At 44.0% G+C, this 24,774-nt stretch carries 29 protein-coding genes; 5 read left to right on the plus strand and 24 right to left on the minus strand.

The genetic code is table 11. The annotated features are described in order from the left end of the window. Positions 1-541 precede the first annotated feature (541 nt). The 7 genes from EXZ60_RS14790 to dusA all read right to left on the minus strand — a co-directional run bounded on the left by EXZ60_RS14790 (position 542) and on the right by dusA (position 7,524). The gene (locus EXZ60_RS14790; RefSeq protein ID WP_017046209.1) at positions 542-1,294 is read right to left on the minus strand and encodes a phosphoadenylyl-sulfate reductase; all 753 of its coding nucleotides are present in this window, start codon (positions 1,292-1,294) and stop codon (positions 542-544) included. Next, a complete protein-coding gene (gene cysI / locus EXZ60_RS14795) occupies positions 1,287-3,020 on the minus strand; it encodes an assimilatory sulfite reductase (NADPH) hemoprotein subunit (RefSeq protein WP_017046208.1) in 1,734 nt (577 codons plus the stop codon). Before cysI ends, EXZ60_RS14790 begins: the two co-directional genes overlap by 8 nt. Continuing rightward, a complete protein-coding gene (locus EXZ60_RS14800) occupies positions 3,020-4,873 on the minus strand; it encodes an assimilatory sulfite reductase (NADPH) flavoprotein subunit (protein WP_094150240.1) in 1,854 nt (617 codons plus the stop codon). Before EXZ60_RS14800 ends, cysI begins: the two co-directional genes overlap by 1 nt. Before the next feature lie 96 nt (positions 4,874-4,969). Further along, positions 4,970-5,200: a hypothetical protein gene (locus tag EXZ60_RS14805; protein WP_038149123.1), complete on the minus strand. Its 231-nt coding sequence runs from the start codon at positions 5,198-5,200 to the stop codon at positions 4,970-4,972. A gap of 166 nt (positions 5,201-5,366) precedes the next feature. Continuing rightward, entirely contained in the window at positions 5,367-6,023 is a 657-nt protein-coding gene (locus EXZ60_RS14810) for a TIGR04219 family outer membrane beta-barrel protein (RefSeq protein ID WP_019282801.1), read from the minus strand. A 99-nt stretch (positions 6,024-6,122) separates the two neighbouring features. Then, positions 6,123-6,332: an envelope stress response protein PspG gene (pspG, locus tag EXZ60_RS14815; RefSeq protein WP_026027454.1), complete on the minus strand. Its 210-nt coding sequence runs from the start codon at positions 6,330-6,332 to the stop codon at positions 6,123-6,125. A 211-nt stretch (positions 6,333-6,543) separates the two neighbouring features. Then, positions 6,544-7,524 (minus strand): tRNA dihydrouridine(20/20a) synthase DusA, encoded by a 981-nt coding sequence (dusA, locus tag EXZ60_RS14820; protein WP_094150244.1) that lies wholly within the window; start codon positions 7,522-7,524, stop codon positions 6,544-6,546. 248 nt (positions 7,525-7,772) lie between these two features. On the opposite strand from dusA, the gene zur reads away from it, so the two are divergent. Further along, positions 7,773-8,231: a zinc uptake transcriptional repressor Zur gene (gene zur / locus EXZ60_RS14825; RefSeq protein ID WP_017043301.1), complete on the plus strand. Its 459-nt coding sequence runs from the start codon at positions 7,773-7,775 to the stop codon at positions 8,229-8,231. An 18-nt stretch (positions 8,232-8,249) separates the two neighbouring features. Beyond that, positions 8,250-8,711, plus strand: a complete 462-nt coding sequence (locus tag EXZ60_RS14830) for a chemotaxis protein CheX (protein ID WP_017043302.1) — start codon at positions 8,250-8,252, stop codon at positions 8,709-8,711. Positions 8,712-8,807: 96 nt separating this feature from the next. Here EXZ60_RS14830 and pgi read toward each other — a convergent pair whose 3' ends face one another. From pgi to EXZ60_RS14845, 3 genes are all read right to left on the minus strand, one after another. Beyond that, positions 8,808-10,460: a glucose-6-phosphate isomerase gene (gene pgi, locus EXZ60_RS14835; protein WP_029388348.1), complete on the minus strand. Its 1,653-nt coding sequence runs from the start codon at positions 10,458-10,460 to the stop codon at positions 8,808-8,810. Between the two features lie 221 nt (positions 10,461-10,681). Then, positions 10,682-11,755 carry an alanine racemase gene (gene alr, locus EXZ60_RS14840; protein WP_197056815.1) on the minus strand — a complete coding sequence of 358 codons (1,074 nt, stop codon included), beginning with the start codon at positions 11,753-11,755 and terminating at the stop codon, positions 10,682-10,684. A 13-nt stretch (positions 11,756-11,768) separates the two neighbouring features. Next, the gene (locus tag EXZ60_RS14845; RefSeq protein ID WP_013857915.1) at positions 11,769-13,175 is read right to left on the minus strand and encodes a replicative DNA helicase; all 1,407 of its coding nucleotides are present in this window, start codon (positions 13,173-13,175) and stop codon (positions 11,769-11,771) included. Between the two features lie 213 nt (positions 13,176-13,388). Between EXZ60_RS14845 and EXZ60_RS14850 the strand changes: the two genes are divergently transcribed. Further along, complete coding sequence (locus tag EXZ60_RS14850) at positions 13,389-14,114, plus strand: DUF481 domain-containing protein (protein WP_212754942.1); 726 nt, start codon at positions 13,389-13,391, stop codon at positions 14,112-14,114. 64 nt (positions 14,115-14,178) lie between these two features. Here EXZ60_RS14850 and rplI read toward each other — a convergent pair whose 3' ends face one another. The 13 genes from rplI to fkpA all read right to left on the minus strand — a co-directional run bounded on the left by rplI (position 14,179) and on the right by fkpA (position 23,130). Beyond that, positions 14,179-14,628 (minus strand): 50S ribosomal protein L9, encoded by a 450-nt coding sequence (rplI, locus tag EXZ60_RS14855; RefSeq protein WP_013857917.1) that lies wholly within the window; start codon positions 14,626-14,628, stop codon positions 14,179-14,181. Positions 14,629-14,661: 33 nt separating this feature from the next. Beyond that, the gene (gene rpsR / locus EXZ60_RS14860) at positions 14,662-14,889 is read right to left on the minus strand and encodes a 30S ribosomal protein S18 (RefSeq protein ID WP_000090472.1); all 228 of its coding nucleotides are present in this window, start codon (positions 14,887-14,889) and stop codon (positions 14,662-14,664) included. Between the two features lie 16 nt (positions 14,890-14,905). Continuing rightward, positions 14,906-15,208 carry a primosomal replication protein N gene (gene priB / locus EXZ60_RS14865; protein WP_026027846.1) on the minus strand — a complete coding sequence of 101 codons (303 nt, stop codon included), beginning with the start codon at positions 15,206-15,208 and terminating at the stop codon, positions 14,906-14,908. A gap of 8 nt (positions 15,209-15,216) precedes the next feature. Then, complete coding sequence (gene rpsF / locus EXZ60_RS14870) at positions 15,217-15,585, minus strand: 30S ribosomal protein S6 (protein ID WP_013857919.1); 369 nt, start codon at positions 15,583-15,585, stop codon at positions 15,217-15,219. A gap of 211 nt (positions 15,586-15,796) precedes the next feature. After that, the gene (gene tuf / locus EXZ60_RS14875) at positions 15,797-16,981 is read right to left on the minus strand and encodes an elongation factor Tu (protein ID WP_013857920.1); all 1,185 of its coding nucleotides are present in this window, start codon (positions 16,979-16,981) and stop codon (positions 15,797-15,799) included. 123 nt (positions 16,982-17,104) lie between these two features. Beyond that, positions 17,105-19,201, minus strand: a complete 2,097-nt coding sequence (gene fusA, locus EXZ60_RS14880) for an elongation factor G (RefSeq protein WP_094124958.1) — start codon at positions 19,199-19,201, stop codon at positions 17,105-17,107. A 75-nt stretch (positions 19,202-19,276) separates the two neighbouring features. Then, positions 19,277-19,747 (minus strand): 30S ribosomal protein S7, encoded by a 471-nt coding sequence (rpsG, locus tag EXZ60_RS14885; RefSeq protein WP_013857921.1) that lies wholly within the window; start codon positions 19,745-19,747, stop codon positions 19,277-19,279. Positions 19,748-19,843: 96 nt separating this feature from the next. Next, positions 19,844-20,218 (minus strand): 30S ribosomal protein S12, encoded by a 375-nt coding sequence (rpsL, locus tag EXZ60_RS14890; RefSeq protein WP_010318930.1) that lies wholly within the window; start codon positions 20,216-20,218, stop codon positions 19,844-19,846. Positions 20,219-20,400: 182 nt separating this feature from the next. Beyond that, positions 20,401-20,676 carry a sulfurtransferase complex subunit TusB gene (gene tusB, locus EXZ60_RS14895; protein ID WP_010318931.1) on the minus strand — a complete coding sequence of 92 codons (276 nt, stop codon included), beginning with the start codon at positions 20,674-20,676 and terminating at the stop codon, positions 20,401-20,403. 9 nt (positions 20,677-20,685) lie between these two features. Further along, positions 20,686-21,042 (minus strand): sulfurtransferase complex subunit TusC, encoded by a 357-nt coding sequence (tusC, locus tag EXZ60_RS14900; protein WP_170899783.1) that lies wholly within the window; start codon positions 21,040-21,042, stop codon positions 20,686-20,688. Continuing rightward, positions 21,039-21,443, minus strand: coding sequence for a sulfurtransferase complex subunit TusD (gene tusD, locus EXZ60_RS14905; RefSeq protein ID WP_194575135.1), 405 nt, complete (start codon positions 21,441-21,443; stop codon positions 21,039-21,041). The genes tusC and tusD overlap by 4 nt, the downstream gene beginning before the upstream one ends. Then, a complete protein-coding gene (locus tag EXZ60_RS14910) occupies positions 21,437-22,156 on the minus strand; it encodes a transcriptional regulator (RefSeq protein ID WP_013857924.1) in 720 nt (239 codons plus the stop codon). The genes tusD and EXZ60_RS14910 overlap by 7 nt, the downstream gene beginning before the upstream one ends. 185 nt (positions 22,157-22,341) lie before the next feature. Beyond that, positions 22,342-23,130, minus strand: a complete 789-nt coding sequence (gene fkpA, locus EXZ60_RS14915; protein WP_277435903.1) for an FKBP-type peptidyl-prolyl cis-trans isomerase — start codon at positions 23,128-23,130, stop codon at positions 22,342-22,344. Between the two features lie 139 nt (positions 23,131-23,269). Here fkpA and EXZ60_RS14920 point away from each other — a divergent pair, with 139 nt between their 5' ends. After that, complete coding sequence (locus EXZ60_RS14920; RefSeq protein WP_026027456.1) at positions 23,270-24,250, plus strand: lipoprotein; 981 nt, start codon at positions 23,270-23,272, stop codon at positions 24,248-24,250. A gap of 2 nt (positions 24,251-24,252) precedes the next feature. Continuing rightward, a complete protein-coding gene (locus EXZ60_RS14925) occupies positions 24,253-24,480 on the plus strand; it encodes a SlyX family protein (RefSeq protein ID WP_010318937.1) in 228 nt (75 codons plus the stop codon). A gap of 64 nt (positions 24,481-24,544) precedes the next feature. Here EXZ60_RS14925 and EXZ60_RS14930 read toward each other — a convergent pair whose 3' ends face one another. After that, the gene (locus tag EXZ60_RS14930; RefSeq protein WP_017043313.1) at positions 24,545-24,733 is read right to left on the minus strand and encodes a DUF2065 domain-containing protein; all 189 of its coding nucleotides are present in this window, start codon (positions 24,731-24,733) and stop codon (positions 24,545-24,547) included. Positions 24,734-24,774 lie beyond the last annotated feature (41 nt).

Here is a 24,774-nt window from a genome sequence, read left to right on the forward strand (position 1 = left end):
GTGCCAAAATCAAGTAAACTTGATTCTGATTGGTCACTCAGTTCATTGATAAATCTTTTTTGATTATCATCAACGAGTGCCCACACAGATTGATAGGTTTATATTGTTAAAGAGCGTTCTTCGCTGGATTGCCGAGGCTTCCTTTGAAGAGGCGGCCATTCTAGCGAGATAATGAAAAGTGTCAAACACTTTATTAAATTATTTCGTCTTACCGATTTGACCTACTGATTGGCTGGCTAACTGGGCTTGAACCCTTACTGGCTGTGCCGTGTCAGTGAGGTCGCATTATAGAGATCGCCGTCACGTTGGCAAGCGTTATTTTATAAAAATTGCAAAAATAGCGCTTAATCACCAAATTACTGCTCAAAGCCTTATTTATTCAATTTTACTAAGATCAAGTAAACATGTTACCCACAGAGTTATGCACATTGGCTGTAATTTTTATCTTTTCAAACGTAGAAAAAGCGCCTTCAGACGCTTTTTCCGTTTCACTCATTTCTTTTTTACACTATGTAGAAGATTAAATACCTGCATCATCTCCTTAGTTATTCTCTTCATGAAGACCACACTCTCTTTTTAAGCCGAAGAAACGCGTTTCTTCTTCATTCATTCCCGGTTCCCATTTACGAGTGGTATGAGTGTCACCAACTGAAAGGTAACCTTGCTCCCATAATGGATGATACGGCAGGTGATTTTCTTGCAGATAATAATGTACATCTTTATTTGTCCAATCAATCACAGGTAGGAATTTAAACACACCATTTTGAATCGCTAAAATAGGTAATGTCGCCCGCGATTGTGATTGCTCTCGGCGTAGGCCAGAAAACCAAGTACCAATATTTAGTTCATCTAACGCTCTTCGCATCGGTTCTACTTTATTAAGGTGATTGTATTGTTCAATGCCAGTAACACCTTGTTCCCAAAGTTTACCGTAACGCGCCTCCTGCCATGATGGACTTATCGTAGCGCTGAAGATATGCAGATTGAGATTTAGGTGCTCCGTGAGCTGGTCAATAAATTGATATGTTTCAGGAAACAAATAGCCCGTATCCGTCAATACCACTGGTATATCGCTTTTTACGCTAGAAACCAGATGCAGCATCAATGCGGCTTGAATGCCAAAGCTAGAAGAAAGCGCATGGGTTCCTTCTAGATTCTCAATCGCCCACATCACTCGCTGCTGCGCTGTTAACGTTTCGAGATAAGCATTTAATGGGGCAAGGCGTAACGTTTGCTCTACTTTAGTTAGCGCCAATAACTCGGACAATTTAGGAACTACTGGTACTTCAAGCATAGAAATCTCTCTTAGAGATGATCACCTCTTCTATAATGCCGGTGCGAATGGTGAAATCGCCAAAACCCTCATTGGATTGACGCTCTAGCGCCCAGCGGCCGACTAGATGGTCAATTTCTTCTAGGATCTGTTTATCGGTAATGTTTTCTTTATACATTTTAGGCACACGTGTGCCCGCTCTATTGCCGCCAAGATGTAGGTTGTAGCGACCGGGAGCTTTACCAACTAAACCAATTTCAGCCAACATGGCTCGGCCACATCCGTTCGGACAACCTGTGACACGTAAGATAATGTTTTCTTCTTTAGGTAACGCATGTTTTTGTAGGATCGTCTCTACATCCGTTACAAATTGAGGGAGGAAACGTTCCGCCTCAGCCATAGCTAATGGACATGTAGGGAAAGAGACACACGCCATCGAATTTTTACGTTGCTCACTCACATTGTCATTGATCAAACCATGCTGACGCGCAATCTGCTCAATCGTAGCTTTTTGTACAGCAGGTACTCCCGCTACGATGAGGTTTTGATTGGCCGTCATACGAAAATCACCTTGGTGGATTTTAGCAATTTCTGCCACACCACTCTTTAGCGGTTTATCAGGGAAATCGAGTAAACGACCATTTTCGATGAAAAGTGTTAAATGATGCTTACCATCGATGCCTTCAATCCACCCAATCCGATCACCACGTTCTGTGAGCTCGTAAGGGCGGCTGACCGCAAACTCAATACCAGCACGCTTTTCAACTTCGGCTTTGAACACATCGACGCCCACTCTATCGAGTGTGTATTTAGTTTTTGCATTTTTACGATTAGACCGGTTTCCCCAATCACGCTGAGTCGTAACCACAGCGGCGGCGACTTCTAAGGTTTTATCCAAAGGAATAAATCCGAAATCATCAGCACGACGCGGGTAAGTAGAAGTATCACCGTGCGTCATGGCTAGGCCGCCACCCACCAGCACATTAAAACCAACTAACCGACCTTGTTCGGCAATCGCAACAAAGTTTAAATCGTTGGCATGTACATCCACATCGTTTTGGGGCGGAATAACCACTGTCGTTTTGAACTTACGCGGTAAGTAGTTATTACCTAAAATCGGCTCTTCATCTGTAGTTTCTAGTTTTTCACCATCCAACCAAATTTCGGCATAAGCGCGCGTTTTAGGTAACAGATGTTCCGAAATCTTCTTCGCCCATTCGTAAGCTTCCTGATGCAGTTCAGACTCCACAGGATTGGACGTACACAGTACGTTACGGTTCACATCACCCGCGGTGGCAATCGAATCAATACCAATGCTGTTTAACGTTTGATGCATCAATTTAATGTTAGGCTTCAATACCCCGTGAAACTGAAAGGTTTGGCGAGTGGTTAAACGAATGCTGCCATATAGGCTGTGCTCAGTTGCAAATTTATCTATCGCTAGCCATTGTTTCGGCGTGATGATCCCGCCAGGCATGCGCGCACGTAACATCACATTGTGCAGAGGTTCTAACTTTTGTTTTGCACGTTCGTTACGAATATCGCGATCGTCTTGTTGATACATGCCATGAAAGCGAATCAACTGAAAGTTGTCAGCACTAAAGCCACCAGTGATGCGATCTTGCAGATCTTGCTCGATCGTCCCACGTAAAAAGTGACTTTCACGTTTCAAGCGCTCGTTATCTGACAATGGGCCTAGCTCTTGTCCTAATACTTCTTGATGATTAGATTGTTGTTTGGTGCTCATTAGTACACATCCCTTTGATAACGTTTTGCTTTGCGCAGATCGTTGATATATGTCTCTGCCTGTTCACGTGATAACCCACCTTGCTGCTGTGCAATAACAATTAGTGCATCATGCACATCTTTCGCCATGTGCGTTGCATCACCACAGACATAAAGATACGCACCGTTTTGAATCCATTGCCAGACCAGTTCGGATTGTTCAAGTAATCGATGCTGAACGTAGACTTTCTCATGTTGATCACGGCTAAACGCCACATCTAGACGACTCAGCACACCGGATTTCAGATATTTTTGCCACTCAACTTGATAGAGAAAATCTTGAGTAAATGTACGATCACCAAAAAACAGCCAGTTTTTTCCTTTTGCTTCACGGTTATCACGCTCTTGAATAAAGCTACGAAATGGCGCAATTCCGGTGCCAGGACCAATCATGATAATAGGCACGTTATCATCTTGAGGTAGTTTGAAATTATTATTGTGTTCAATGAAAACCTTTACCTTGTCGCCCTCTTCTAAGCGCTGGCCAAGATAACTGGACGCTCCCCCAAAACGGTGCTCATCTTGGTGTGTATACTGAACAATGCTGACGGTAAGATGCACTTCATCTTCAACTTCGCTTTGACTTGATGCGATAGAATAAAGACGCGGCGTTAAACGACGTAATAAAGAGAGTAGCGCTTGGGCCGTCAGTTTAGTTTGCTTCTCTCGCAGTACATCAATCACTTGATGATGGCTCGCGTACAATCTGAGCTTCTCTTTATCCTCCACCAGCTCAAGCAGTTTCGTACAACCAGATAACTCAGCAAACTTGGTCACCATCTGAGGATTTGCAGCCGTAATTTCATATTTATGCATTAAAGCACTATGGATGGATAAACTTTCGCCATCGACGTCAACACTTTCGACACCCGATAGCCCAGTCGCAGATAACACGGCATTGACTAACTCTGTATCGTTTTCATACCATACTCCAAGCGCATCCCCAGACTGATACGTTATACCTGACTCACCCAAGTCAATTTCAATGTGGCGCACCTCTTTTCCTGAATCTCGCCCAGTAATTTTTTGACTCGTCAGTAAAGTCGCACTGTAAGGATTTTGCTTACTGTATTGAGATAGATGACTCGTGGTTTGACTCACGGGTAATTGCACAACTTGCGCAGGCGTACTTGCAAAAGCTTCTTTTACCACTGCTAATGCTTTGGCTTTCCACTCGGCGGCTTGATGTTCGTAATCAACGTCGCAATCCACTCGCTCAATAAAACGTTTGGCACCAAGCTGCTCTAAAAATGCATCAAAATCTTTACCCGTTTGGCAGAAAAATTCATAACTGGAGTCACCTAAGCCAATCACACCATATTGCAAGTGAGGTAATTTCGGCGCTTTCTTGGATTGTAAAAATTCATGCAGCGCTAATGCATTGTCAGGGGCTTCGCCCTCGCCATTGGTCGATGCAACAAAAATAACATGCGTTTCTTTCGCAAGATCTTTGCCTTTGTAATCACTCGCATCGAATAATTGAACCGCGATACCGGCAGCCTGAGCTTCTCTTTCCAATCCTTCAGCAAGGCCTTTTGCATTGCCTGTTTGAGAAGCGAAAATAATGGTTAATTGAGTCGCAGGCTCCGTTGATACTAAAGTGGCTGCTTGTGAGCTGGAAGTAGAAATGCTTGATGCTTGAGACTGACTGAGGCCCCAAAAATATCCGCTAACCCAAGCAAGCTGCTGCGGGGAAAGTTCTGAAATAGTACGCTGCAATCCGTTCAGTTGCGCGTCATTGAGTGGGCTAGCTAAACTGGCTAGCTCTTGGGGTATGGTATTTCCTGAAGACATGGTCACGACTTCCCTATTCATTGCGTGACAATAGATTAACCACTCTCTTTAATAACAAGAAAGAATAGATAAGTATGTTTTATAACTTTTTGGAAGTAGGCATTACGCTTAATTCTCTCATTTAGACTCGACTCGAACTTGCTTAAAACCCACCTCCATAGCCGATTTAGAGGCAAGATCCAGATCGGTATACTGGCATTCGTCACCCTGAGAATCGGTTAATAGCACGAACCCACCACGGCAATGCCGAAACTCGACTATCCAATGCCCTTCTTGGAAAGAAGGTTCAATAATGGCTTCGATAAGCTTGTTCTCACGATACAAGTCCCTTAACTCGGTAATCGTCATCACCACACCATTTTCACATTATTCACTCGTGAATTAAGCATGGTACATTTTGCTTATTCTGCTAAGAAATTGCGCAATAATATAATTATCAGTTATAAAAAACGCCACCTTGCAAAGGTGGCGTTTTATGGAAAATGCATTTAGCGCGTAAGTATCGAATCGATACTTAAAATTGAAATTCAGCCCCTAAGAACCAACCATCAACAAAGACAAATGAGTTTTTCGTTTTTGGGTCAAGTTCGGTGAATTCAAGATCAATCACACGATAGCCGCCACGCAATGCGACATTGCCAGCACGAATAGGTATGGAATACTGCAAACCCGCTAGTACATCTGCGCTTTTAATTCCGCCACTATCACCAAAATCAAACTGCCCAATCACATCAACTTGGGTATTGGGAATTTTAATTGTGGCATAGGCATACCAGTTAAAAGTCGTCTTATCAAAACTGTACTTCAAGCTATCTGGTGCTTGATACTGAGAACCACTATATTGAGTGAATGTAACACCCGCATCGAACGACATTAACTGTCGCTCTAACAGATTGTAATACAAGGTATAGTCGTACTTATCAAAGGATGCATAATCCGCCTCAAGCGTAGTATAACGAATACTCGCATTGGGCAAATAAGGTAGCTGATGCTCAAAAGCAACGTGGATTGAAGGTGTCTTCACATCATCACGACGAGTATTGTCGATTTTAGTGCTGCCCCACCACATGTCAGCGCCAACTTCTCCACGATAAAATGATTCTGCTTGAACCGATGCGGTTGACATCATCATTGCCACACTGACCAACGCTAACCAAATTGGTTTATTCATCCCTATTGCTCCCTATTTATTCGCTACTAATTCATGTTCTTAATTGAACGCGATAGTAGCATATTCCTGAAGTGAGTTAACGTTTCGTTGACTGCCACATTAGCGAGGGGTGTACACCACATGACGGAAGAACCAGACCCCCAAAACAATCACAATGATCCAAGGTAGTAGCTTAAACATCACTCCAATCATGCCTAGTAATGCCAATACTATAAAGCCCATGACCGTCGCAATAAACACAGTCGCCAAAGTGATGCCTGTCGCCAATAAAGTTGCAATAAAAACCAATAAGAAAATAAGTTCAAACATGATGTTTTCCTCCGTTTCTCTTACCACTAGCAGATATCGAGCCAACTTGTCATTACCACCTCTGATTTCAAGTCAAGACTAAAAAAATCACAGTTTCTTGGCCAATCAAGCACTTGAAAAGCAATATTTATTTCAATAAAAAAAGCCAAATAACACCGAGTCATTTAGCCTTTCTATTATTGGTAAAAATCACCACTTAAGTTGGTAATTTTTACACATTCAACTCTTTCGGAATTTTTGCTAATGCCGCTTGCACGACTTCAATTCCCGCACCTGGCTTATGCGCATTCTCACTGATATAACGTCGCCATTGACGAGCACCTGCCATATTTTGGAACATACCTAACATATGGCGGGTAATATGGCCAAGGTAAGACCCCTGAGCTAATTGACGTTCAATATAAGGAAACATCTCTTCAATAATTTGAGAACGTTTTTTAATCGGCGTATCCATACCAAAAATGGTCTGATCCACTTCCGCCAACAAATAAGGGCTTTGATAAGCTTCCCGTCCAATCATTACGCCGTCAAGATGCTGTAAATGCTCACTGACTTCAGCTAAGGTTTTGACACCGCCATTCACAGCAATGACTAAATGTGGGAAATCTTTTTTCAGCTGATATGCCCGTGAGTAATCTAACGGCGGTATTTCACGGTTCTCTTTTGGGCTCAAACCACTAAGCCACGCCTTACGCGCATGAATAGTAAACTGTTCACAGCCCCCTTTCTCTGATACCAATGAAATAAAATCAGTCAAAAATTCATAAGAATCCATGTCATCAATACCAATGCGCGTCTTCACGGTTACCGGAATATCAACTACTGATTTCATCGCTGCAACGCAATCCGCCACCAGTTGCGGCTCAGCCATTAAACAAGCACCAAAACGACCATTCTGGACGCGATCGGACGGACAACCCACATTGAGGTTAACTTCATCATACCCATACTGCTGGGCGAGTTTGGCACAATGAGCGAGATCTTGTGGATTTGAACCACCCAATTGTAACGCTACTGGGTGTTCCTCCTCGTTGTAAGCCAAGAAGTCCCCTTTACCATGAATGATCGCGCCTGTCGTGACCATCTCGGTATACAGTAACGTTTGCGAGGACAGCAAGCGATGAAAGTATCGGCAGTGGCGATCTGTCCAATCGAGCATAGGGGCTACTGATAGCTTACAAGGGTGAGTCATGATTTAGATATCCCAATTCAGTCAGTTTCAATGGCTAAACTTACAGCCAAAAACAAAGTTTGGCATTGTAATCGCTTCGAGTTTATAGCGCCAACAGTTCTTCTTCTGTATCGTTTTGCATCGATATAAGGTAATTTAAGTACTATTTTCGTTGCAAACAACGATCACATCGCTAACTAACTCCAGAAAATGTTGTAGGCTACAAGGCTATTAATCTGGAAATAGTATATTATTAAAGTCCAATGGTTATGGTGATGAATTTGGACCACAAGCTAACGAAACAAATAGAAGAACTATGCGCAGCGAGAGGAGTACGACTAACTTCTCAACGAAAGAGAGTGTTTGAACTGATTTGTTCAAGCAAAAAAGCATCCAGTGCTTATGAATTGCTTGAAGATTTAAAGCAAAGCGAGCCCCAAGCGAAACCACCAACGGTGTATCGTGCTCTGGACTTTTTGTTAGAACAAGGCTTTATTCATAGAGTGGAGTCAACAAATAGCTTTATTTCATGTTGCTCTTGTAATGCTAATAAGCATTTTTCACACCTATTAATTTGTGACAAATGTGGCAATGTTATTGAACTTCAAGATGATAGTCTGATAGCCTTGCTAGCAAGCAACGCTGAGAAACACGGTTTTAACATCGTTAATCACGTTATTGAATCTCATGGTGTTTGCCAAACGTGTTCCTCAAGTCTGAAAGTATAAAAACAGTAGAAGAAGGTTATGCGCGCTGAATTTGTAAACCCGTTTTTAGCTTCTTTAATGAACGTGTTAAAAACGATGGCTTCATTAGAGTTGAAGCCACAGAAACCTCGTGTAAAGAAAGATGAGATTGCCCGTGGTGATGTCTCTGGCTTGATTGGTATGGTTGGTAGTCAAAGCCGCGGTTCCATGTCTATTACTTTTGATGAAAGTCTAGCATTGGAAATCATGCAAAATATGTTAGGTGAACGCCCCAACGGTCTCAATGAAGAAGTGACAGATATGGTCGGCGAAATCACCAACATGGTGACAGGCGGAGCTAAACGTATTCTTGCCGAGAGTGGTTTTGACTTTGATATGGCAACTCCGGTTGTTGTCTCAGGAAAAGGCCACACGATTCGTCATAAATGCGAAGGTGCAATTATTATCATGCCGTTTACCTCTCAGTGGGGTAACGCTTTTATCGAAATCTGTTTCGAGTAAGCTCTTTCATTAAAGAAAAAAAGGTTGATACCGTTAAGTATCAACCTTTTTTATTTGGATAAAACCTTACTCACATCCAAGTAAGGTTTTGACGCATTACGCTTTAAATGTCTTAAACGCGTTAATCAAACCATTGGTTGAGCTGTCGTGTGAACTCACTTGAGCATCGTCGGCTAACTCAGGCAGAATTTGGTTTGCTAACTGCTTACCAAGCTCAACGCCCCATTGATCGAAACTGAAGATATTCCAAATAACACCCTGTACGAAAATTTTATGCTCGTACATCGCAATCAGGTTGCCCAAAGTGCGTGGCGTGATCTGCTTAACTAAGATTGAGTTGGTTGGGCGGTTTCCTTCAAACACTTTAAATGGTGCGATTGCCGCCATTTCTTGTGCTGATTTGCCCGCCGCTTTTAGCTCAGCTTCAACGGTTTGCTGCGTTTTTCCAAACGCTAACGCTTCTGTTTGAGCAAAAAAGTTCGACATCAATTTTTGGTGATGATCACCCGCTGGGTTATGGCTGAGCGCTGGCGCAATAAAATCACACGGGATCAATTTTGTTCCCTGGTGGATCAATTGATAAAAGGCGTGTTGACCATTAGTACCGGGCTCACCCCAAATGATTGGACCCGTTTGGTAAGTTACCGCTTGACCGTTACGATCTACGTATTTACCGTTTGATTCCATATTGCCCTGTTGGAAATAAGCGGCAAAGCGATGTAAGTATTGGTCATAAGGCAGAATCGCTTCTGATTCGGCGCCGTGGAAGTTGTTATACCAAATACCAATCAAGGCTAGGATCACAGGAATATTTTGCTCAAAAGGTGTCGCCACAAAATGTTGATCCATCTCATGCGCGCCGGACAGCAGTTCCACAAAGTTGTCATAGCCTACAGCCAATACAATGGATAGACCAATTGCTGACCATAGTGAGTAGCGTCCACCGACCCAATCCCAAAATTCGAACATGTTGTCTGTATCAATACCAAACTCAGCGACTGATTTCGCATTAGTCGACAGCGCTGCAAAGTGTTTTGCAACATGAGTTTCATCGCCTGCTTCCGCTAAGAACCAATCACGAGCCGTATGTGCATTGGTCATGGTTTCTTGGGTGGTAAACGTCTTTGAAGCCACTAAAAATAGCGTGGTTTCTGGATTGACTTTTTTCAACGTTTCAACGATGTGTGTTCCATCAACGTTAGAAACGAAATGAAGATTAAGATGATTCTTATACGGCGCAAGTGCTTCTGTGACCATGTATGGACCAAGGTCTGAACCACCAATACCAATGTTGACAATATCGGTAATCGCTTTACCAGTGTAACCTTTCCATTCACCAGAAATCACTCGTTCAGAAAACGATTTCATCTTCTCAAGTACCGCATTCACGGCTGGCATCACATCTTCACCATCAACCATGACCGGTGTGTTACTGCGGTTGCGTAACGCAGTGTGCAGTACGGCACGGCCTTCAGTTTGGTTGATCGCGCAGCCTTGCAGCATAGCGTCGATGGCTGACTTTAGTTCAGTCTCATTAGCCAGTGCTTGTAAATGTTGTAAGGTCTCTTCGTTGATCAAATTTTTTGAGTAATCAACAAGAATATCTGAACCAAAACGAGTCGAGAATTTATCGAAACGTTGTGCATCTTGTGCAAAAAGCGATTTAAGGTCCATATCTTGCGCTGATTCAAAATGCGCAGTCAGTGCTTTCCAAGCGTTGGTTTGCGTTGGATTGATATTTTTCAACATGGTATCTATCCCGATGTGACAGTAGGTTTTATTCCTATCATTCCTAAACTCTGTTTCAAAATGATGGAATCCCCGATTGAGCAAAAAAAGAAAATGGTATCGACTGCCTATATTTGGAAGGCAACACGTCGTTATTCGTTTTGTGAGCGCCATTATGACGCAGCTTACCCGCTCTCATATTGAGTTAGGTCAGGTAAACCTAATGGGTGCATACTCTGGCTTTATTGATACGACATCTCAACACGAGAAGTGAGTTTCGTCACTAACTCGTAAGCGATCGTGCCAATGTGAGAGGCCACTTCTTCTGCTGGTAGCTCTTTTCCCCATAAAATAACCTCATCACCCACCTTATCGCAGGCTTGTGGACCGAGATCGACCGTAAGCATATCCATTGAAACTCGCCCTGCAATCGGCACTTTACGCCCATTGACAACAACCGGAGTTCCATTGGGTGCAGTACGAGGATAACCATCGCCATAGCCAATTGCGATAACACCAACCTTAGTGTCACGTAAGCTTGTCCAAGTGGCACCGTAGCCGACACTCTCTCCCGCTTTAACATCACGCACTGCGATCAAGTGAGATTTTAATGTCATTACAGGTTGATAGCCCAGCGCTTGCGCCGAGTTATCATCAAAAGGAGAAACGCCATACATAATAATACCTGGGCGAACCCACTCTAACTGGCTGTGCTTCCAAGCTAATAAACCAGCGGAGGCAGCAAGTGATCTTTCACCCTCATGACCTTTTGTCATTGCTAAAAACAGCTCAATTTGCTCAGAAGTCGTTGATTTATCGAGTTCATCGGCACAACCAAAATGACTCATATAACGCAATGGCTTCACTACGTTTTTACACGCTTGCAAACGTTCTAAAAAATCGGGGTATTGTTCTGGGCGCACACCTAAACGATGCATTCCGCTATCGATTTTCAACCAAACATTGACTGGGACATCTAATTGAGCTTGCTCTAAGGCGACTAACTGCTCCTCACAGTGAACAACGGTTTGAATGTTATTGGTCACCAATACAGCAAGATCCATCGGGGAATAAAAACCTTCAAGCAACAAGATAGGTTTTACCACACCGCTCGCTCTCAGTTGCAGCGCTTCTTCAATGCGCGCCACGCCAAATGCATCCGCGCCTAGTGCATGTTTCGCAACATGCCGAAGCCCATGACCATAACCATTTGCTTTGACCACCGCCATAATTTTACTGTTTGGTGCCTGCTGTTTTACTCGCTGTAGGTTGTGCTTTAACGCATCGAGATCGATGCAGGCGGTTGCCGCTTTCATGTAGCTCATCAAATTACTCATCGTCAAATGCAGGGCCTGCATAGTTGTCAAAACGAGAATACTGCCCTTGGAAGGTCAACCGTACAGAACCAATCGGGCCGTTACGTTGCTTACCTATAATAATCTCTGCGATACCCTTTAACGAACTATCAGGGTGATACACCTCGTCGCGATAAATGAACATGATCAAATCGGCATCTTGTTCTATCGAACCGGATTCACGCAAGTCGGAGTTGACTGGGCGTTTATCGGCGCGCTGCTCCAACGAACGGTTAAGCTGCGATAAAGCCACCACGGGCACATTCAATTCTTTAGCCAGCGCTTTTAACGAGCGAGAGATCTCCGCAATTTCTAAAGTACGGTTATCCGATTGCGAAGGAACTCGCATCAACTGCAAGTAGTCGACCATGATGAGCGACAAGCCGCCATGCTCGCGCGCAATACGACGAGCTCTAGAACGAACCTCGGTAGGCGTGAGGCCTGAGCTATCATCTATGTACATATTTTTCTTTTCCATGAGAATACCCATGGTAGACGAAATTCGTGCCCAATCCTCATCATCCAGCTGCCCAGTACGAATTTTGGTTTGATCAACGCGAGAAAGCGATGCCAACATACGCATCATGATTTGTTCAGCTGGCATCTCAAGAGAGAAGATAAGAACCGGTTTTTCTTGCTCCATGGCCGCGTTTTCACACAAGTTCATGGCAAACGTCGTTTTACCCATAGAAGGGCGAGCAGCTACAATGATCAAATCAGAACCTTGTAAACCAGCCGTTTTCTTATTGAGATCAGCAAACCCCGTATTCACGCCCGTGACACCATCTTGTGGTGTTTTATACAGCAGTTCAATACGCTCTAAAGTTCTTTCTAAAATCGAATCGACATTCTGCGGGCCTTCATTTTCGCTGGTACGCTCCTCAGCAATGGCGAACACTTTACTTTCAGCCAGATCGAGCAAATCTTCCGAACTGCGCCCTTGCGGATCATAACCTGCATCCGCAATCTCATTGGCAACACCGATGAGGTTACGCACCAATGCTCGTTCCGCTACGATTTCAGCATAAGCATTAATGTTAGCCGCACTGGGCGTATTTTTCGCCAAATCCGCTAAATAAGCAAAACCGCCGACATCTTCCAACTGTTCGCGACGCTCGAGATACTCAGATAATGTAATAAGATCGAGCGGCTTACTGGCTTCCAAAATAGATTTAGCTGCATCAAAAATTAAACGATGCGCACGGCTATAGAAGTCTTTGCTGACCACACGCTCAGCCACCGTATCCCAACGTTCGTTATCCAATAGCAAGCCTCCAATCACTGATTGCTCAGCTTCGATCGAATGTGGAGGAACTTTAATTGCGTCGACTTGTGCGTCAAACGGTTTACGATTTCGTTGATCTGTTCGTGGTGCAGCCATGACTTCGCTCAATACTATCTAATGACCGACCATTATAGCCAGAATAGATCATTTGTAATTATGTAAACGAAACTTTGTGTTTATCTCGTAGAGAATTAACCTCATGCTGACCAAACAGAACCGCCCTACACCTACTATTTCGCCCACTATTTTTATTCACTTTAGGGGTACTTCGTGTCCAAAATTTGGTTTCTTAGTTTTAGCCTGTTCGCGATGAATGCAGCTTATGCTAATGAGGATCTTAAAAACGATACGGAAATCGAAGTTCCTTCTCCTTGGAATAGCCAAGTCGAATTAGGTTACCAAGCCCACTCAGGTAATACTGATTCAGAGTCATTGAATTCACGAGTCAAGACAGAATACATAACAGGTCGCCATCGAACCAATGGTGAGTGGAAATTGTATCGTCTTGATAAAAATGGAAAAGAGAATAAGCGGCAGGCAAACTATTCGCTGCAAAGTGACTATAAGTTAGCTTCAAAAGCCTATCTATACGCAAACTTTAACGGTGTTGATTCAAAATACAGCGCCTATTTCAAAGACTACACGCTATCTGGTGGAATGGGTTACCAATTGATGAATACCGACATATTGCTATTAGAGATTGAAATAGGGCCCGGTTTTCGTTACCAAAAACCCAACCTAGATGAGATATCAAGTACAGATATTGTATTTGCAAATACAGTCGAAGAAGTCATATTTCGTGGTAACTTAAAAGGTGTTTGGGCAACTTTCGATAATTTAACCATCTCCTCTGAACTGACTCTTGTCGCAGGAGAAAGTAATATCAGAACCGATAGCGAACTCATTTTAACCAATCACATTACTGATTCGATTGCGTTGAAAGTGAACTTGTCTCGCCAATACCACGATAAGGTTCCAGCAGGACTAAGTAAAGCCGATAGCGTCACTTCATTTAGTTTACAGTTTCGTTTCTAGGTAGTTTGAAGATAAAAAAAACACCAGCCAAGGCTGGTGTTTTCAATTCATCCGAAGACTGAAATTACTCAGCAACGATTTGAATTTTCGCAGTTGCAAACACTTCTGAGTGAAGTTGGATGCTCACTTCGAAAGAACCTACGTTACGTAGAGCACCTTCAGGTAGACGAACTTCGCTCTTAGATACTGCAACACCTGCCGCTGTAATAGCGTCAGCGATATCACGAGTACCAATAGAACCAAATAGTTTACCTTCATCGCCCGCTTTAGAAGTAATAACAACAGCTTCAAGAGCGTTAACTTGTTCAGCACGAGCTTGAGATGCAACAAGTTGCTCAGCAACTTTAGCTTCAAGTTCAGCACGACGAGTTTCAAACATTTCAACGTTAGATTTAGTTGCCATTACAGCCTTACCTTGTGGGATAAGGAAGTTACGAGCATAACCAGATTTCACGCTTACAGTGTCGCCAAGGCTGCCTAGGTTACCGATTTTATCAAGTAGAATAACTTGCATTGATTAATCCTCTTTCTTAATAAACGGTGCCAATTACTGATGTTTATCAGTGTATGGCAATAGAGCTAGGTAGCGAGAACGCTTGATTGCACGAGCTAGCTGACGTTGGTATTTAGCGCTAGTACCAGTGATACGGCTAGGTACGATTTTACCAGCTTCAGTTATGTAGTTTTTAAGAGTTGCTACATCTTTGTAATCAATCTCTTGTACGCCTTCTGCAGTGAAACGGCAGAATTTACGACGACGGAAGAAACGAGCCATGGGCTATCTCCTGATCTTAAATTTGAGTAATGTGGTCGGCATGTAGCACCAATTTACCTACGCCATTATGGCTAGTTTGGTAAGCGACAAAGCCACTTACGGTTATGGTGCTGCCTTGTACTAAGTGTTGAGTGAGATTCGTTGACCTTTGCCCACTGACGACTACCGGCATACGACAATAGACTTGTCTCGGTAAATCAGCTTCTATCACTGTTGAGCGATGTTCAAGCCAGAAACGGCAATGTTCAATACCCGCAGGACTTTGGCTTCGAATGGGAGGTTTTGCGACAGTGCCACTCAACTCCATCCGATTGGTCATCAAATCAATTACTCAGCGTCTGCATCGAAACGAGTTTCATCACGCTTAGAACGCTCTTCTTTAGCTTTCAGCATGATTGATGGCTCGGTGATAGCAGCTTTAGTACGCATGATCATGTTACGTAGAACTGCATCGTTAAAACGGAAAGCAGTTTCTAGCTCATCAATCACAGCTTGGTCAGCTTCAACGTTCATAAGAACGTAGTGAGCTTTGTGAAGCTTGTTGATTGGGTAAGCCATTTGACGACGACCCCAATCTTCTAGACGGTGGATAGTACCGCCAGTTTCAGTGATAGAACCAGTGTAACGCTCGATCATGCCAGCAACTTGCTCGCTTTGATCTGGGTGCACCATGAATACGATTTCATAATGACGCATCGGTTGCTCCTTACGGATTATTCAGCTTCCAGGTTTGGCTCGGTCGTCCATAGGAAGCAAGGAACGAAAAAAAAAGACCGAGAATTAAGGACGGCAAATAGTACAGAAACGAAGCAGGATTAGCAAGGGAAATGTACTAAGGGTCACATCAAACAAAAAGGGAAGCCTAAGCTTCCCTTTTTAATGCAGTGTGTGCATAAATTATCGAAAATTAAGCGATAACTTTAGCAACAACACCAGCACCTACTGTACGACCGCCTTCACGGATCGCGAAACGTAGACCTTCATCCATCGCGATTGGAGCGATTAGCTCTACAACCATTTGGATGTTGTCACCTGGCATTACCATCTCTACGCCTTCTGGTAGAGAGATATCGCCTGTTACGTCAGTTGTACGGAAGTAGAACTGTGGACGGTAGCCTTTGAAGAACGGAGTATGACGGCCGCCTTCATCTTTAGACAATACGTACACTTCTGACTCGAACTTAGTGTGTGGAGTGATTGAACCTGGTTTCGCTAGTACTTGACCACGTTCTACTTCATCACGCTTAGTACCACGTAGAAGTGCACCAACGTTCTCACCTGCACGACCTTCGTCAAGCAGCTTACGGAACATCTCAACACCTGTACAAGTCGTTGTGATTGTGTCTTTGATACCAATGATCGCAACTTCATCACCTACACGTAGGATACCGCGCTCGATACGGCCAGTTACTACTGTACCACGACCTTGGATTGAGAATACGTCTTCGATTGGTAGTAGGAATGCTTGGTCTACTGCACGCTCAGGCTCTGGAATGTAAGTGTCTAGCGCTTCAGCAAGTTCAATGATTTTCGCTTCCCACTGCTCTTCGCCGTTTAGTGCGCCTAGTGCAGAACCTTGGATAACTGGTAGGTCATCACCTGGGAAATCGTACTCAGATAGAAGCTCACGAACTTCCATTTCTACTAGCTCTAGAAGCTCTTCATCATCAACCATGTCACATTTGTTCATGAATACGATGATGTAAGGAATACCAACTTGGCGACCAAGTAGGATGTGCTCACGAGTTTGTGGCATTGGGCCATCTGTTGCAGCAACAACTAGGATACCGCCGTCCATTTGCGCAGCACCTGTGATCATGTTTTTAACATAGTCAGCGTGTCCTGGGCAGTCTACGTGTGCGTAGTGGCGTGCTGGTGTATCGTACTCTACGTGAGAAGTATTGATTGTAATACCGCGCTCGCGCTCTTCTGGAGCGTTATCGATAGATGCGAAGTCTTTCGCTTCACCACCGTACACTTTTGCAAGTGTAGTACAGATAGCAGCAGTTAGAGTTGTTTTACCGTGGTCAACGTGGCCGATAGTACCAACGTTTACGTGCGGTTTCGTACGTTCAAATTTTGCTTTAGACACGATCGTGTTCCTTCCTAGTTATGATTCGTCTTGAGTCACATATAGCTCAAGACGCGCCAGAAATTGCTATTTTATGCGCCAACTCTCATCAGCGCAATAGATTCGTTATTAAACAAATAACAGTTAACCACGTTCTGCAATGATTGCTTCTGCAACATTTTTTGGCACATCAGCGTACTCTGCAAACTCCATGGAGTAAGAGGCGCGACCCTGAGTGGCAGATCGTAAGTCTGTTGCATAACCAAACATTTCCGATAGAGGGACTCTAGCATGGATAATCTTAAGGCCTGCATGGCCTTCATCCATACCTTCAATCATGCCGCGACGACGGTTTAAGTCACCCACAACATCACCCATCCAATCTTCTGGAGTAGTTACTTCAACTTTCATCATTGGTTCAAGAAGAACAGGCAGCGCTTCTAAAGCACCTTTCTTGAACGCCATCGAACCAGCAATCTTAAACGCCATCTCGCTTGAGTCGACATCATGATATGAACCATCGAATAATGTCGCTTTCACATCCAGAATCGGATAACCAGCTAACACACCGTTGTTCATTTGCTCTTCGATACCTTTCGCAACCGAGCTGATGTATTCCTTAGGAATCACACCACCAACGATTTCGTCGACAAAGACAAAGCCTTCACCGAGTTCCGCAGGTTCAATCTTAAGCCAAACGTGACCATATTGACCACGACCACCAGATTGACGAACGAACTTGCCTTCTACTTCCGCTTTTCCACGGATAGTTTCGCGGTAAGCCACTTGTGGTTTACCAACGTTACAGTCCACACTGAACTCACGCTTCATGCGATCAACAATGATGTCTAGGTGAAGCTCACCCATACCAGAGATCAACGTTTGACCTGTTTCCTTATCGGTTTCGACACGGAAAGATGGGTCTTCCGCCGCCAGTTTACCTAGCGCAATACCCATTTTTTCTTGGTCAGCTTTAGAGCGAGGCTCTACCGCAATTTGAATCACTGGCTCAGGGAATTCCATGCGCTCAAGAACCACTTTGTGGTCTGGGTTACACAGCGTATCGCCTGTCGTGACATCTTTTAAGCCGATCGCAGCCGCAATATCGCCAGCACGAACTTCTTTAATCTCTTCACGTTTGTTGGCATGCATCTGTACGATACGACCAAAACGTTCTTTTTTCTGTTTCACTGAGTTGTAAACGGCATCGCCAGAGTTCACCACACCAGAGTAAACACGCATGAAAGTCAATGTCCCAACAAATGGGTCAGTGGCAATCTTAAATGCAAGTGCCGAGAAAGGTTCGTTGTCGTCAGCGTGACGTTCTACTTCGTTCTCGTTTTCATCCACGCCTTTAATGGCTGGTACATCTACCGGTGAAGGCAAATATTCAACAACCGCATCCAATACCGCTTGTACGCCTTTATTTTTAAAGGCACTACCACAAGTGGCCAATACGATTTCATTGTTAATGGTACGAGTCCGTAGCGCTTGTTTGATTTCCGCTTCTGTCAGCTCGCCGTCTTCAAGATACTTTTCCATTAACTCTTCACTAGCTTCCGCTGCCGCTTCAACTAGGTTGTTGTGCCATTCTTCGGCCAACTCAAGCATATCTTCTGGAATGTCTTCGTAAGTAAACGTCATGCCTTGATCGGCTTCATTCCAGTTGATGGCTTTCATCTTGATAAGGTCGATGACACCTTTGAACTCTTCTTCCGCACCAATATTTAATTGAATAGGAACAGGAGTCGCACCAAGACGATGTTTAATTTGGTTTACAACGCGTAAAAAGTCTGCGCCAGCACGGTCCATTTTATTAACGAACACCATGCGAGGAACACCGTATTTGTCAGCTTGACGCCATACAGTTTCAGACTGGGGTTCAACACCAGATGAGCCACAGAATACAACCACTGCACCATCAAGCACACGAAGTGAACGCTCTACTTCAATTGTAAAGTCAACGTGTCCTGGGGTATCAATGATGTTTACGCGATGATCTTGGAACTGTGCTTCCATACCACGCCAGAAGGTTGTCGTAGCAGCAGAAGTGATAGTGATACCACGTTCTTGCTCCTGCTCCATCCAGTCCATGGTTGCAGCACCATCGTGAACTTCGCCGATTTTGTGAGAAAGGCCAGTGTAGAACAGAATACGCTCAGTAGTGGTTGTTTTACCTGCATCTACGTGAGCACAGATACCGATGTTGCGGTAGCGCTCAATAGGAGTTTTCCGAGCCACGATTGTATCCTCTTACTAAGGTAATCCTTAGAGTATGAAAATGTGCTGCGAGAGAACCTCGCAGCACAGAAGGTATTACCAGCGGTAATGAGCGAATGCTTTGTTCGCTTCTGCCATACGGTGAACGTCTTCACGTTTCTTAACAGCAGTACCTTTATTTTCTGACGCGTCTAGCATTTCAGCAGCTAGGCGAGCAGCCATAGATTTTTCACCACGCTTACGCGCAGCATCAACTACCCAACGCATAGCAAGTGCGTTACGGCGAACCGGACGTACTTCTACTGGCACTTGGTAAGTTGAACCACCCACGCGGCGAGATTTAACTTCGACCGCTGGACGTACGTTTTCAAGAGCTTCTTCAAATACAGCTAAGTGACCTTTGCCAGATTTCTCAGCCATAGTGTCTAGTGCAGTGTAAACAATTTTCTCTGCAGTAGATTTTTTACCGTCAACCATAAGAATGTTAACGAATTTTGCCAGCAGTTCAGACTTGAACTTTGGATCTGGAAGGATCTTACGCTGACCAATAACGCGACGACGTGGCATGGATATTCTCCGTTGTCTTTTTCAGGTTATCCAAAACTTTTCAGTTTCTTCAAAAATTAAATAATTTAGTGTTTGGCCTTACTTAACGGAAATCCATTAAGATTTAGGACGTTTCACACCGTATTTAGAACGAGCTTGTTTACGGTCGTTTACGCCTGCACAGTCAAGTGCACCACGGATTGTGTGGTAACGCACACCTGGAAGGTCTTTTACACGACCGCCACGGATAAGAACAACTGAGTGCTCTTGAAGGTTGTGACCTTCACCGCCGATGTACGAAGTCACTTCGAAGCCGTTCGTTAGACGAACACGACATACTTTACGAAGTGCTGAGTTAGGTTTTTTAGGTGTAGTAGTGTAAACACGTGTACATACACCACGTTTTTGTGGGCACGCTTCTAGTGCTGGCACGTTGCTTTTAACAACTTGCTTTACACGAGGATTGCGGACCAACTGGTTAATAGTTGCCATTAACTAGCTCCTGAATTTACTTAAAGTAAGCTTTGTGAAAAATCTAGTCCCTAGTGCACTTAGTACAAATAGGGACGCAAAATTCTATGCAGCAGTGAGAGGTGTGTCAAGAAATATACAGATCTTTTTTAACCACCATAAGTAAAGGGTGGGTAATAGAGGGGTAATAGTGATAAGAAAATCTACCAAGTGATTGATTTTTCATGATTAGTAGTAAGCTCAACCAAACCAGAGAAATCCACTTTGGTAATTTGTACTGAGCAGAGATCCTGCACCCCACGCGCGCAGAGATCCTCAAGTAAGACATAAACCCTGTTCAGATCGTTGAGTAGTAAAAAAGAGCCCGCACTAGGGTTACTCATATAAACTGCTTCTTCAACCAAGATAATACTATCCTCAGCCAAACAATAACGCTGCGCTAAGGCCAGTTTTGCCGTGTCTTTTACAATATGCAGCATAGGTACACCTTAGAAAGTTAGTACTTGATCGCACTCGTGAAGTAACTGAGCGATTTGCTGAGGCGATTTTTTTTCAACATCAATTACCCATTGAGCTGATGCTAACCCCAACTCTTCAACGCTTTGCTCACACAGATAAAGGTGTTCAATATCGTATAACTCAAGCAGTTTAAACGCACTGATGTAATCACGGCTAAGCAGTTGTTGCGGTAATTGGTTGGCGACGATTTGCGTCACGCCAAACCCAACAAAAAAGAGCGAGATCGCATCACAATAGGCAGAGGCTGCCAGTACAGCATCCAGCCCTTCTCTTCCAGCCGAACTAGAATGAGGCGAAGAATGAAAAACAAAACCGATTTTTTTCAAAACTGTACCACTCGATCTTGAGTCAATAACGCTTCAGCCAAACTTCCTAACCCAGTTTGTGCAAAACCTTGTGCCAAATTATACGCAGTGAGCTGGTGTTGCTGAGCTTCATTTTCACTGATGATGCCACGACGCAACGCTGCAGCAACACAGGTTTCTAAGCGTACATGGTGTTCAGTAGACAGCTTCTGCCATGCTTTCACAAGATGAAACTCATCGTTTGCAGGCGCGGTGATCGCAGAGCCATTGAAAACACCATCTTGATAAAAAAATACTTGCTTGAGTGAATGCCCTTTTGCTAGCAATGCACAGGCAAACAGATAAGCACTACGCGCTGCCTGTGTGCCATACACTGAGCCATTGACCAATAATGTGTAACTCAATACTGGCTCCACTAACATTCATCTCCGGTCTTGCGTTGGCGAATGTAGAGATAGACAGTATGTTTAGAGATATTGAGCCGATCAGCTACGCGGTTAATCGCATCTTTGATGTCAAAAATGCCTTTGTCGTACAGCTCCATCACGATCTGACGGTTCTTGGTATTGTTAGACACTGATTTATCGGCGTTGATCTCTTCGATGGTACGCTCTACCGTCTGATCCACCAGCTCTTCTACATCACTGGCAAAGTTAACCGATGAGGCGGCTTCCTGAGCTTCCTGAGTCGGCATGAATGATTGCAGAACTTGTGAGAACGGAGCATCTAAATTGACGTTGATACAAAGTAAGCCAATGACTCGGTTATCACCATTACGAATCGCGACCGTAATCGATTTCATCAACACACCACCCTTGGCGCGAGAGAAATACGATCGTGAGAAGTTACGCTCCGATCCTTCAATGTCTTTCAACATACGCAGTGCAAGATCAGTGATCGGGGAACCCACTTGACGTCCCGTGTTTTCACCATTGGCAATTTTAATCGCCGAGGTATTGAGATCTTCCAATGAGTGCAGAACGATCTCACAAAAAGGGCCAATCAGGCTGGCGATACCGTCAACCACAGCTTCATAAGATCGAAGAATGATTTTATCGTGATCACTAAATGGCATCACGTGCACGGATTCCATTTCAAGCAACATATCCGCGTTTAGAGTTTCTGTCGTTGTCACTGTTATCTAGCCTTAGAGCGAAAAATCAACAAATTGACGTAAGTTTATCAGAAAATTTTAATCGAAAACTCTGTTAAGTCACTAACAAGTGATTTAGGACAACTAATTCGTGAGTCGTTAGAGACAGAAAAGGCCTGATTCATCAGGCCTTTGAGCTGGTTACAACGGTTCAACAATGGCTGATATTATTTAGCTGCATCGCTACTGTTATCAATTTTTAGTAACTCCACTTCAAACACAAGTGTTGAGTTTGCTGGAATAGTCGGCGTATCTTGCTCACCGTAAGCCAGTTGCGGCGGGATAACAAACTTGTATTTTGATCCCACTTGCATCAGTTGCACACCTTCTGTCCAACCAGGAATAACCCGATTGAGTGGGAATGTCGCTGGCTCACCACGATCATACGAGCTATCAAATTGAGTACCGTCAGCCAGTGTCCCTTTGTAATGCACTTGAACGGTATCGGTCTCTTTTGGTGACTCACCTTTTGCTGGCGTCAGTACTTGGTACAGTAAGCCAGATTCAGTTTTCTTTACGCCATCTTGTTTTTCAAATTCAGCGCGGAATTCGTCACCAGCTTTTTCAGCAGCAGCCGCTTTTTCAGCGGCTTTCGCTTGCATGGTTTCAGAAACGCGTTTATCTAGAGCTTCTAGCGCTGCGCGTGTATCTTCTTCACTCAACTCAGCATTGCCGGCGAAGACATGTTCAATCCCTTTTAGAACCAGATCTTTATTCAGATTGATACCAATTTCGGCTGGTTTTTCAATGCTGGTGCTGAGGTAATTTGCAAAAGAGACGCCAATCGCGTAAGCCGCTTTGTCATCTTCTGTTTTAAAGTGAACCGTTTTCCCCGCTTCCGTTTGTACTTGTTCTGCTGCAGGTGCTGCTTCAGTTTTCGGGGCTTCATCTTTCTGGCAGCCAACTGCAAGCATGACGGTTGCCGCAAGCAGTGACACTTTAAACAATGATTTCATTTATTTCTCCAATTTGTAGGCAAACCTTTTGTTATTACGCACAAATTTCGGTGAAAAACTGGTGCGCTAAACAGAGTTGTACCAATATAGCGATATGTTGATAGATTGTCTTTACACTCAAAGCGGATAATTAGACTTGATGCGAATAATTTCTCATTCAATCCTAGGTTGCATTGTCATCTTGATGTTAAATGGCTGTTTTTTCTCTAACAGCGATGTACAACGTTGGGATATAGAACCAAACGGTTCGACCAGTTTCGGTTTAAGCCGCGATGGTCGTTTTGCGCTACTCTATTCCAAACAAAGACAACTCGTTCTATGGGATCTTGAACAAAACAAAACCTTAGCCGAATTGGGACCTCAAGACCCACAAGCCAATACCGTTTCTCATATTCGACTCTCCGATAATGGCCGTTTTGCCGTGACCGCTAGCCAAATTAACTTTGCCGTATGGGACTTAGGTTGGACACAAGCTCAAGGTTTGTGGTCCATCTCCGATGGGCTGATCCGAGACATTGACATTGCCAATAACGGAAAACAAGTTCTACTCGGTTTATCCAATGGTAAAGCGATTTACGTCGATTTAGTCACTGGACGTCGACTAGAGTTCCTTGCTCATCGAGAAAAAGTGAATTCTGTCGCCCTATCGCCCAATGGCCGCTTTGCTCTGACGGGAGGTAATGATTATTTTGCCTACCTTTGGGATACGCAAAGTGGGCAAATTTTACGATCGTTTGAACATGAGCAGCGGGTGAATCGAGTAGCGCTGCAGCGAGAGGGAAAATTAGCCTTTACCTCCGATGGTGGTAATCAATCCATTATTTGGGATCTCTCCTCGGGTAAGGAACAGGCGAAATTGCGCAGTTTTTCACGACAATTGATTTTCTCTACGGCGCGTTTTTCCGATGATGGCAGGTTGCTTGTGACAGGGAATCCTTCAAGCCAAGTCGCGGTTTGGGATACTCAAAGTGGTAAAAAACAGCAAGGATTCGAAGTAGAACCGCTAAAAGATGCTCGCCCACCCACTGCGGTGGTGTATGATGCGGCCTTTGATCATCAGCAACGAATTATTACCGGAAGCTCTGCAGGTATTGCTCAAGCTTGGAAACTCGACGATTAGTTATGAACGATAAGTATATTCAGCAATTAGAACAGCGTGTTAGTGACTTGGAATGCCAACTTGCTTTCCAAGAACAAACCATTGATGAACTCAATCAAGCATTATCAACACAGCAGCTCATGCTAACGAAAATGCAAGACCAAATGAAATATGTGGCTGGTAAAGTCAAAAATATGGATGCCTCACATTTAGCGGATCCATCAGAAGAGACTCCACCACCTCACTATTGATAGTGATGATACTGATAGTGATAAACTGATCATAATAAATCGGTTACCGCGCTATTGTGCATCACTATCGTGCGAAGTAGTAAGCAATGATGCCCCCAGCAACGACGAGACAACCACCGATGCGGCGCAGTTGATGATCGGGCTGCTGGCTGAGCTCTGCCACCATCTTTCTCCAGCCATTAGGGGCGATTAACGGTCCAATACCTTCTGCAATTAACACCAGCCCCACAGCAAGCCAGATTGAATTCGACATAGTGCCTTCTCTCTTAAAGCCAATAAACGACAAAGGCTCCC

Origin of the sequence: Vibrio sp. 1151_11, assembly GCF_029478525.1 — a bacterium.
Taxonomy (GTDB): domain Bacteria; phylum Pseudomonadota; class Gammaproteobacteria; order Enterobacterales; family Vibrionaceae; genus Vibrio; species Vibrio anguillarum.

Excerpts from the sequence above, each read along its gene's own strand:
- rpsG (WP_013857921.1), bottom strand. The coding sequence starts at position 19,747 with ATGCCACGTCGTCGCGTTATTGGTCAGCGTAAGATCCTTCCAGATCCA.
- rpsF (WP_013857919.1), bottom strand. The coding sequence starts at position 15,585 with ATGCGTCATTATGAAATCGTATTCATGGTGCACCCAGATCAAAGCGAG.
- EXZ60_RS14920 (WP_026027456.1), top strand. The coding sequence starts at position 23,270 with ATGCGAATAATTTCTCATTCAATCCTAGGTTGCATTGTCATCTTGATG.
- rplI (WP_013857917.1), bottom strand. The coding sequence starts at position 14,628 with ATGCAAGTTATTCTACTTGATAAAATCGGTAACCTAGGCAGCCTTGGC.
- rpsR (WP_000090472.1), bottom strand. The coding sequence starts at position 14,889 with ATGGCTCGTTTCTTCCGTCGTCGTAAATTCTGCCGTTTCACTGCAGAA.
- EXZ60_RS14800 (WP_094150240.1), bottom strand. The coding sequence starts at position 4,873 with ATGAATAGGGAAGTCGTGACCATGTCTTCAGGAAATACCATACCCCAA.
- pspG (WP_026027454.1), bottom strand. The coding sequence starts at position 6,332 with ATGTTTGAACTTATTTTCTTATTGGTTTTTATTGCAACTTTATTGGCG.
- pgi (WP_029388348.1), bottom strand. The coding sequence starts at position 10,460 with ATGTTGAAAAATATCAATCCAACGCAAACCAACGCTTGGAAAGCACTG.
- alr (WP_197056815.1), bottom strand. The coding sequence starts at position 11,755 with ATGAAAGCGGCAACCGCCTGCATCGATCTCGATGCGTTAAAGCACAAC.
- fkpA (WP_277435903.1), bottom strand. The coding sequence starts at position 23,130 with ATGAAATCATTGTTTAAAGTGTCACTGCTTGCGGCAACCGTCATGCTT.
- priB (WP_026027846.1), bottom strand. The coding sequence starts at position 15,208 with ATGACCAATCGGATGGAGTTGAGTGGCACTGTCGCAAAACCTCCCATT.
- rpsL (WP_010318930.1), bottom strand. The coding sequence starts at position 20,218 with ATGGCAACTATTAACCAGTTGGTCCGCAATCCTCGTGTAAAGCAAGTT.
- EXZ60_RS14850 (WP_212754942.1), top strand. The coding sequence starts at position 13,389 with ATGAATGCAGCTTATGCTAATGAGGATCTTAAAAACGATACGGAAATC.
- EXZ60_RS14930 (WP_017043313.1), bottom strand. The coding sequence starts at position 24,733 with ATGTCGAATTCAATCTGGCTTGCTGTGGGGCTGGTGTTAATTGCAGAA.
- cysI (WP_017046208.1), bottom strand. The coding sequence starts at position 3,020 with ATGAGCACCAAACAACAATCTAATCATCAAGAAGTATTAGGACAAGAG.
- tusD (WP_194575135.1), bottom strand. The coding sequence starts at position 21,443 with ATGTTAGTGGAGCCAGTATTGAGTTACACATTATTGGTCAATGGCTCA.
- zur (WP_017043301.1), top strand. The coding sequence starts at position 7,773 with ATGGTGATGAATTTGGACCACAAGCTAACGAAACAAATAGAAGAACTA.
- EXZ60_RS14830 (WP_017043302.1), top strand. The coding sequence starts at position 8,250 with ATGCGCGCTGAATTTGTAAACCCGTTTTTAGCTTCTTTAATGAACGTG.
- tusB (WP_010318931.1), bottom strand. The coding sequence starts at position 20,676 with ATGCTGCATATTGTAAAAGACACGGCAAAACTGGCCTTAGCGCAGCGT.
- EXZ60_RS14805 (WP_038149123.1), bottom strand. The coding sequence starts at position 5,200 with ATGACGATTACCGAGTTAAGGGACTTGTATCGTGAGAACAAGCTTATC.
- EXZ60_RS14845 (WP_013857915.1), bottom strand. The coding sequence starts at position 13,175 with ATGGCTGCACCACGAACAGATCAACGAAATCGTAAACCGTTTGACGCA.
- EXZ60_RS14810 (WP_019282801.1), bottom strand. The coding sequence starts at position 6,023 with ATGAATAAACCAATTTGGTTAGCGTTGGTCAGTGTGGCAATGATGATG.
- EXZ60_RS14790 (WP_017046209.1), bottom strand. The coding sequence starts at position 1,294 with ATGCTTGAAGTACCAGTAGTTCCTAAATTGTCCGAGTTATTGGCGCTA.
- EXZ60_RS14925 (WP_010318937.1), top strand. The coding sequence starts at position 24,253 with ATGAACGATAAGTATATTCAGCAATTAGAACAGCGTGTTAGTGACTTG.
- dusA (WP_094150244.1), bottom strand. The coding sequence starts at position 7,524 with ATGACTCACCCTTGTAAGCTATCAGTAGCCCCTATGCTCGATTGGACA.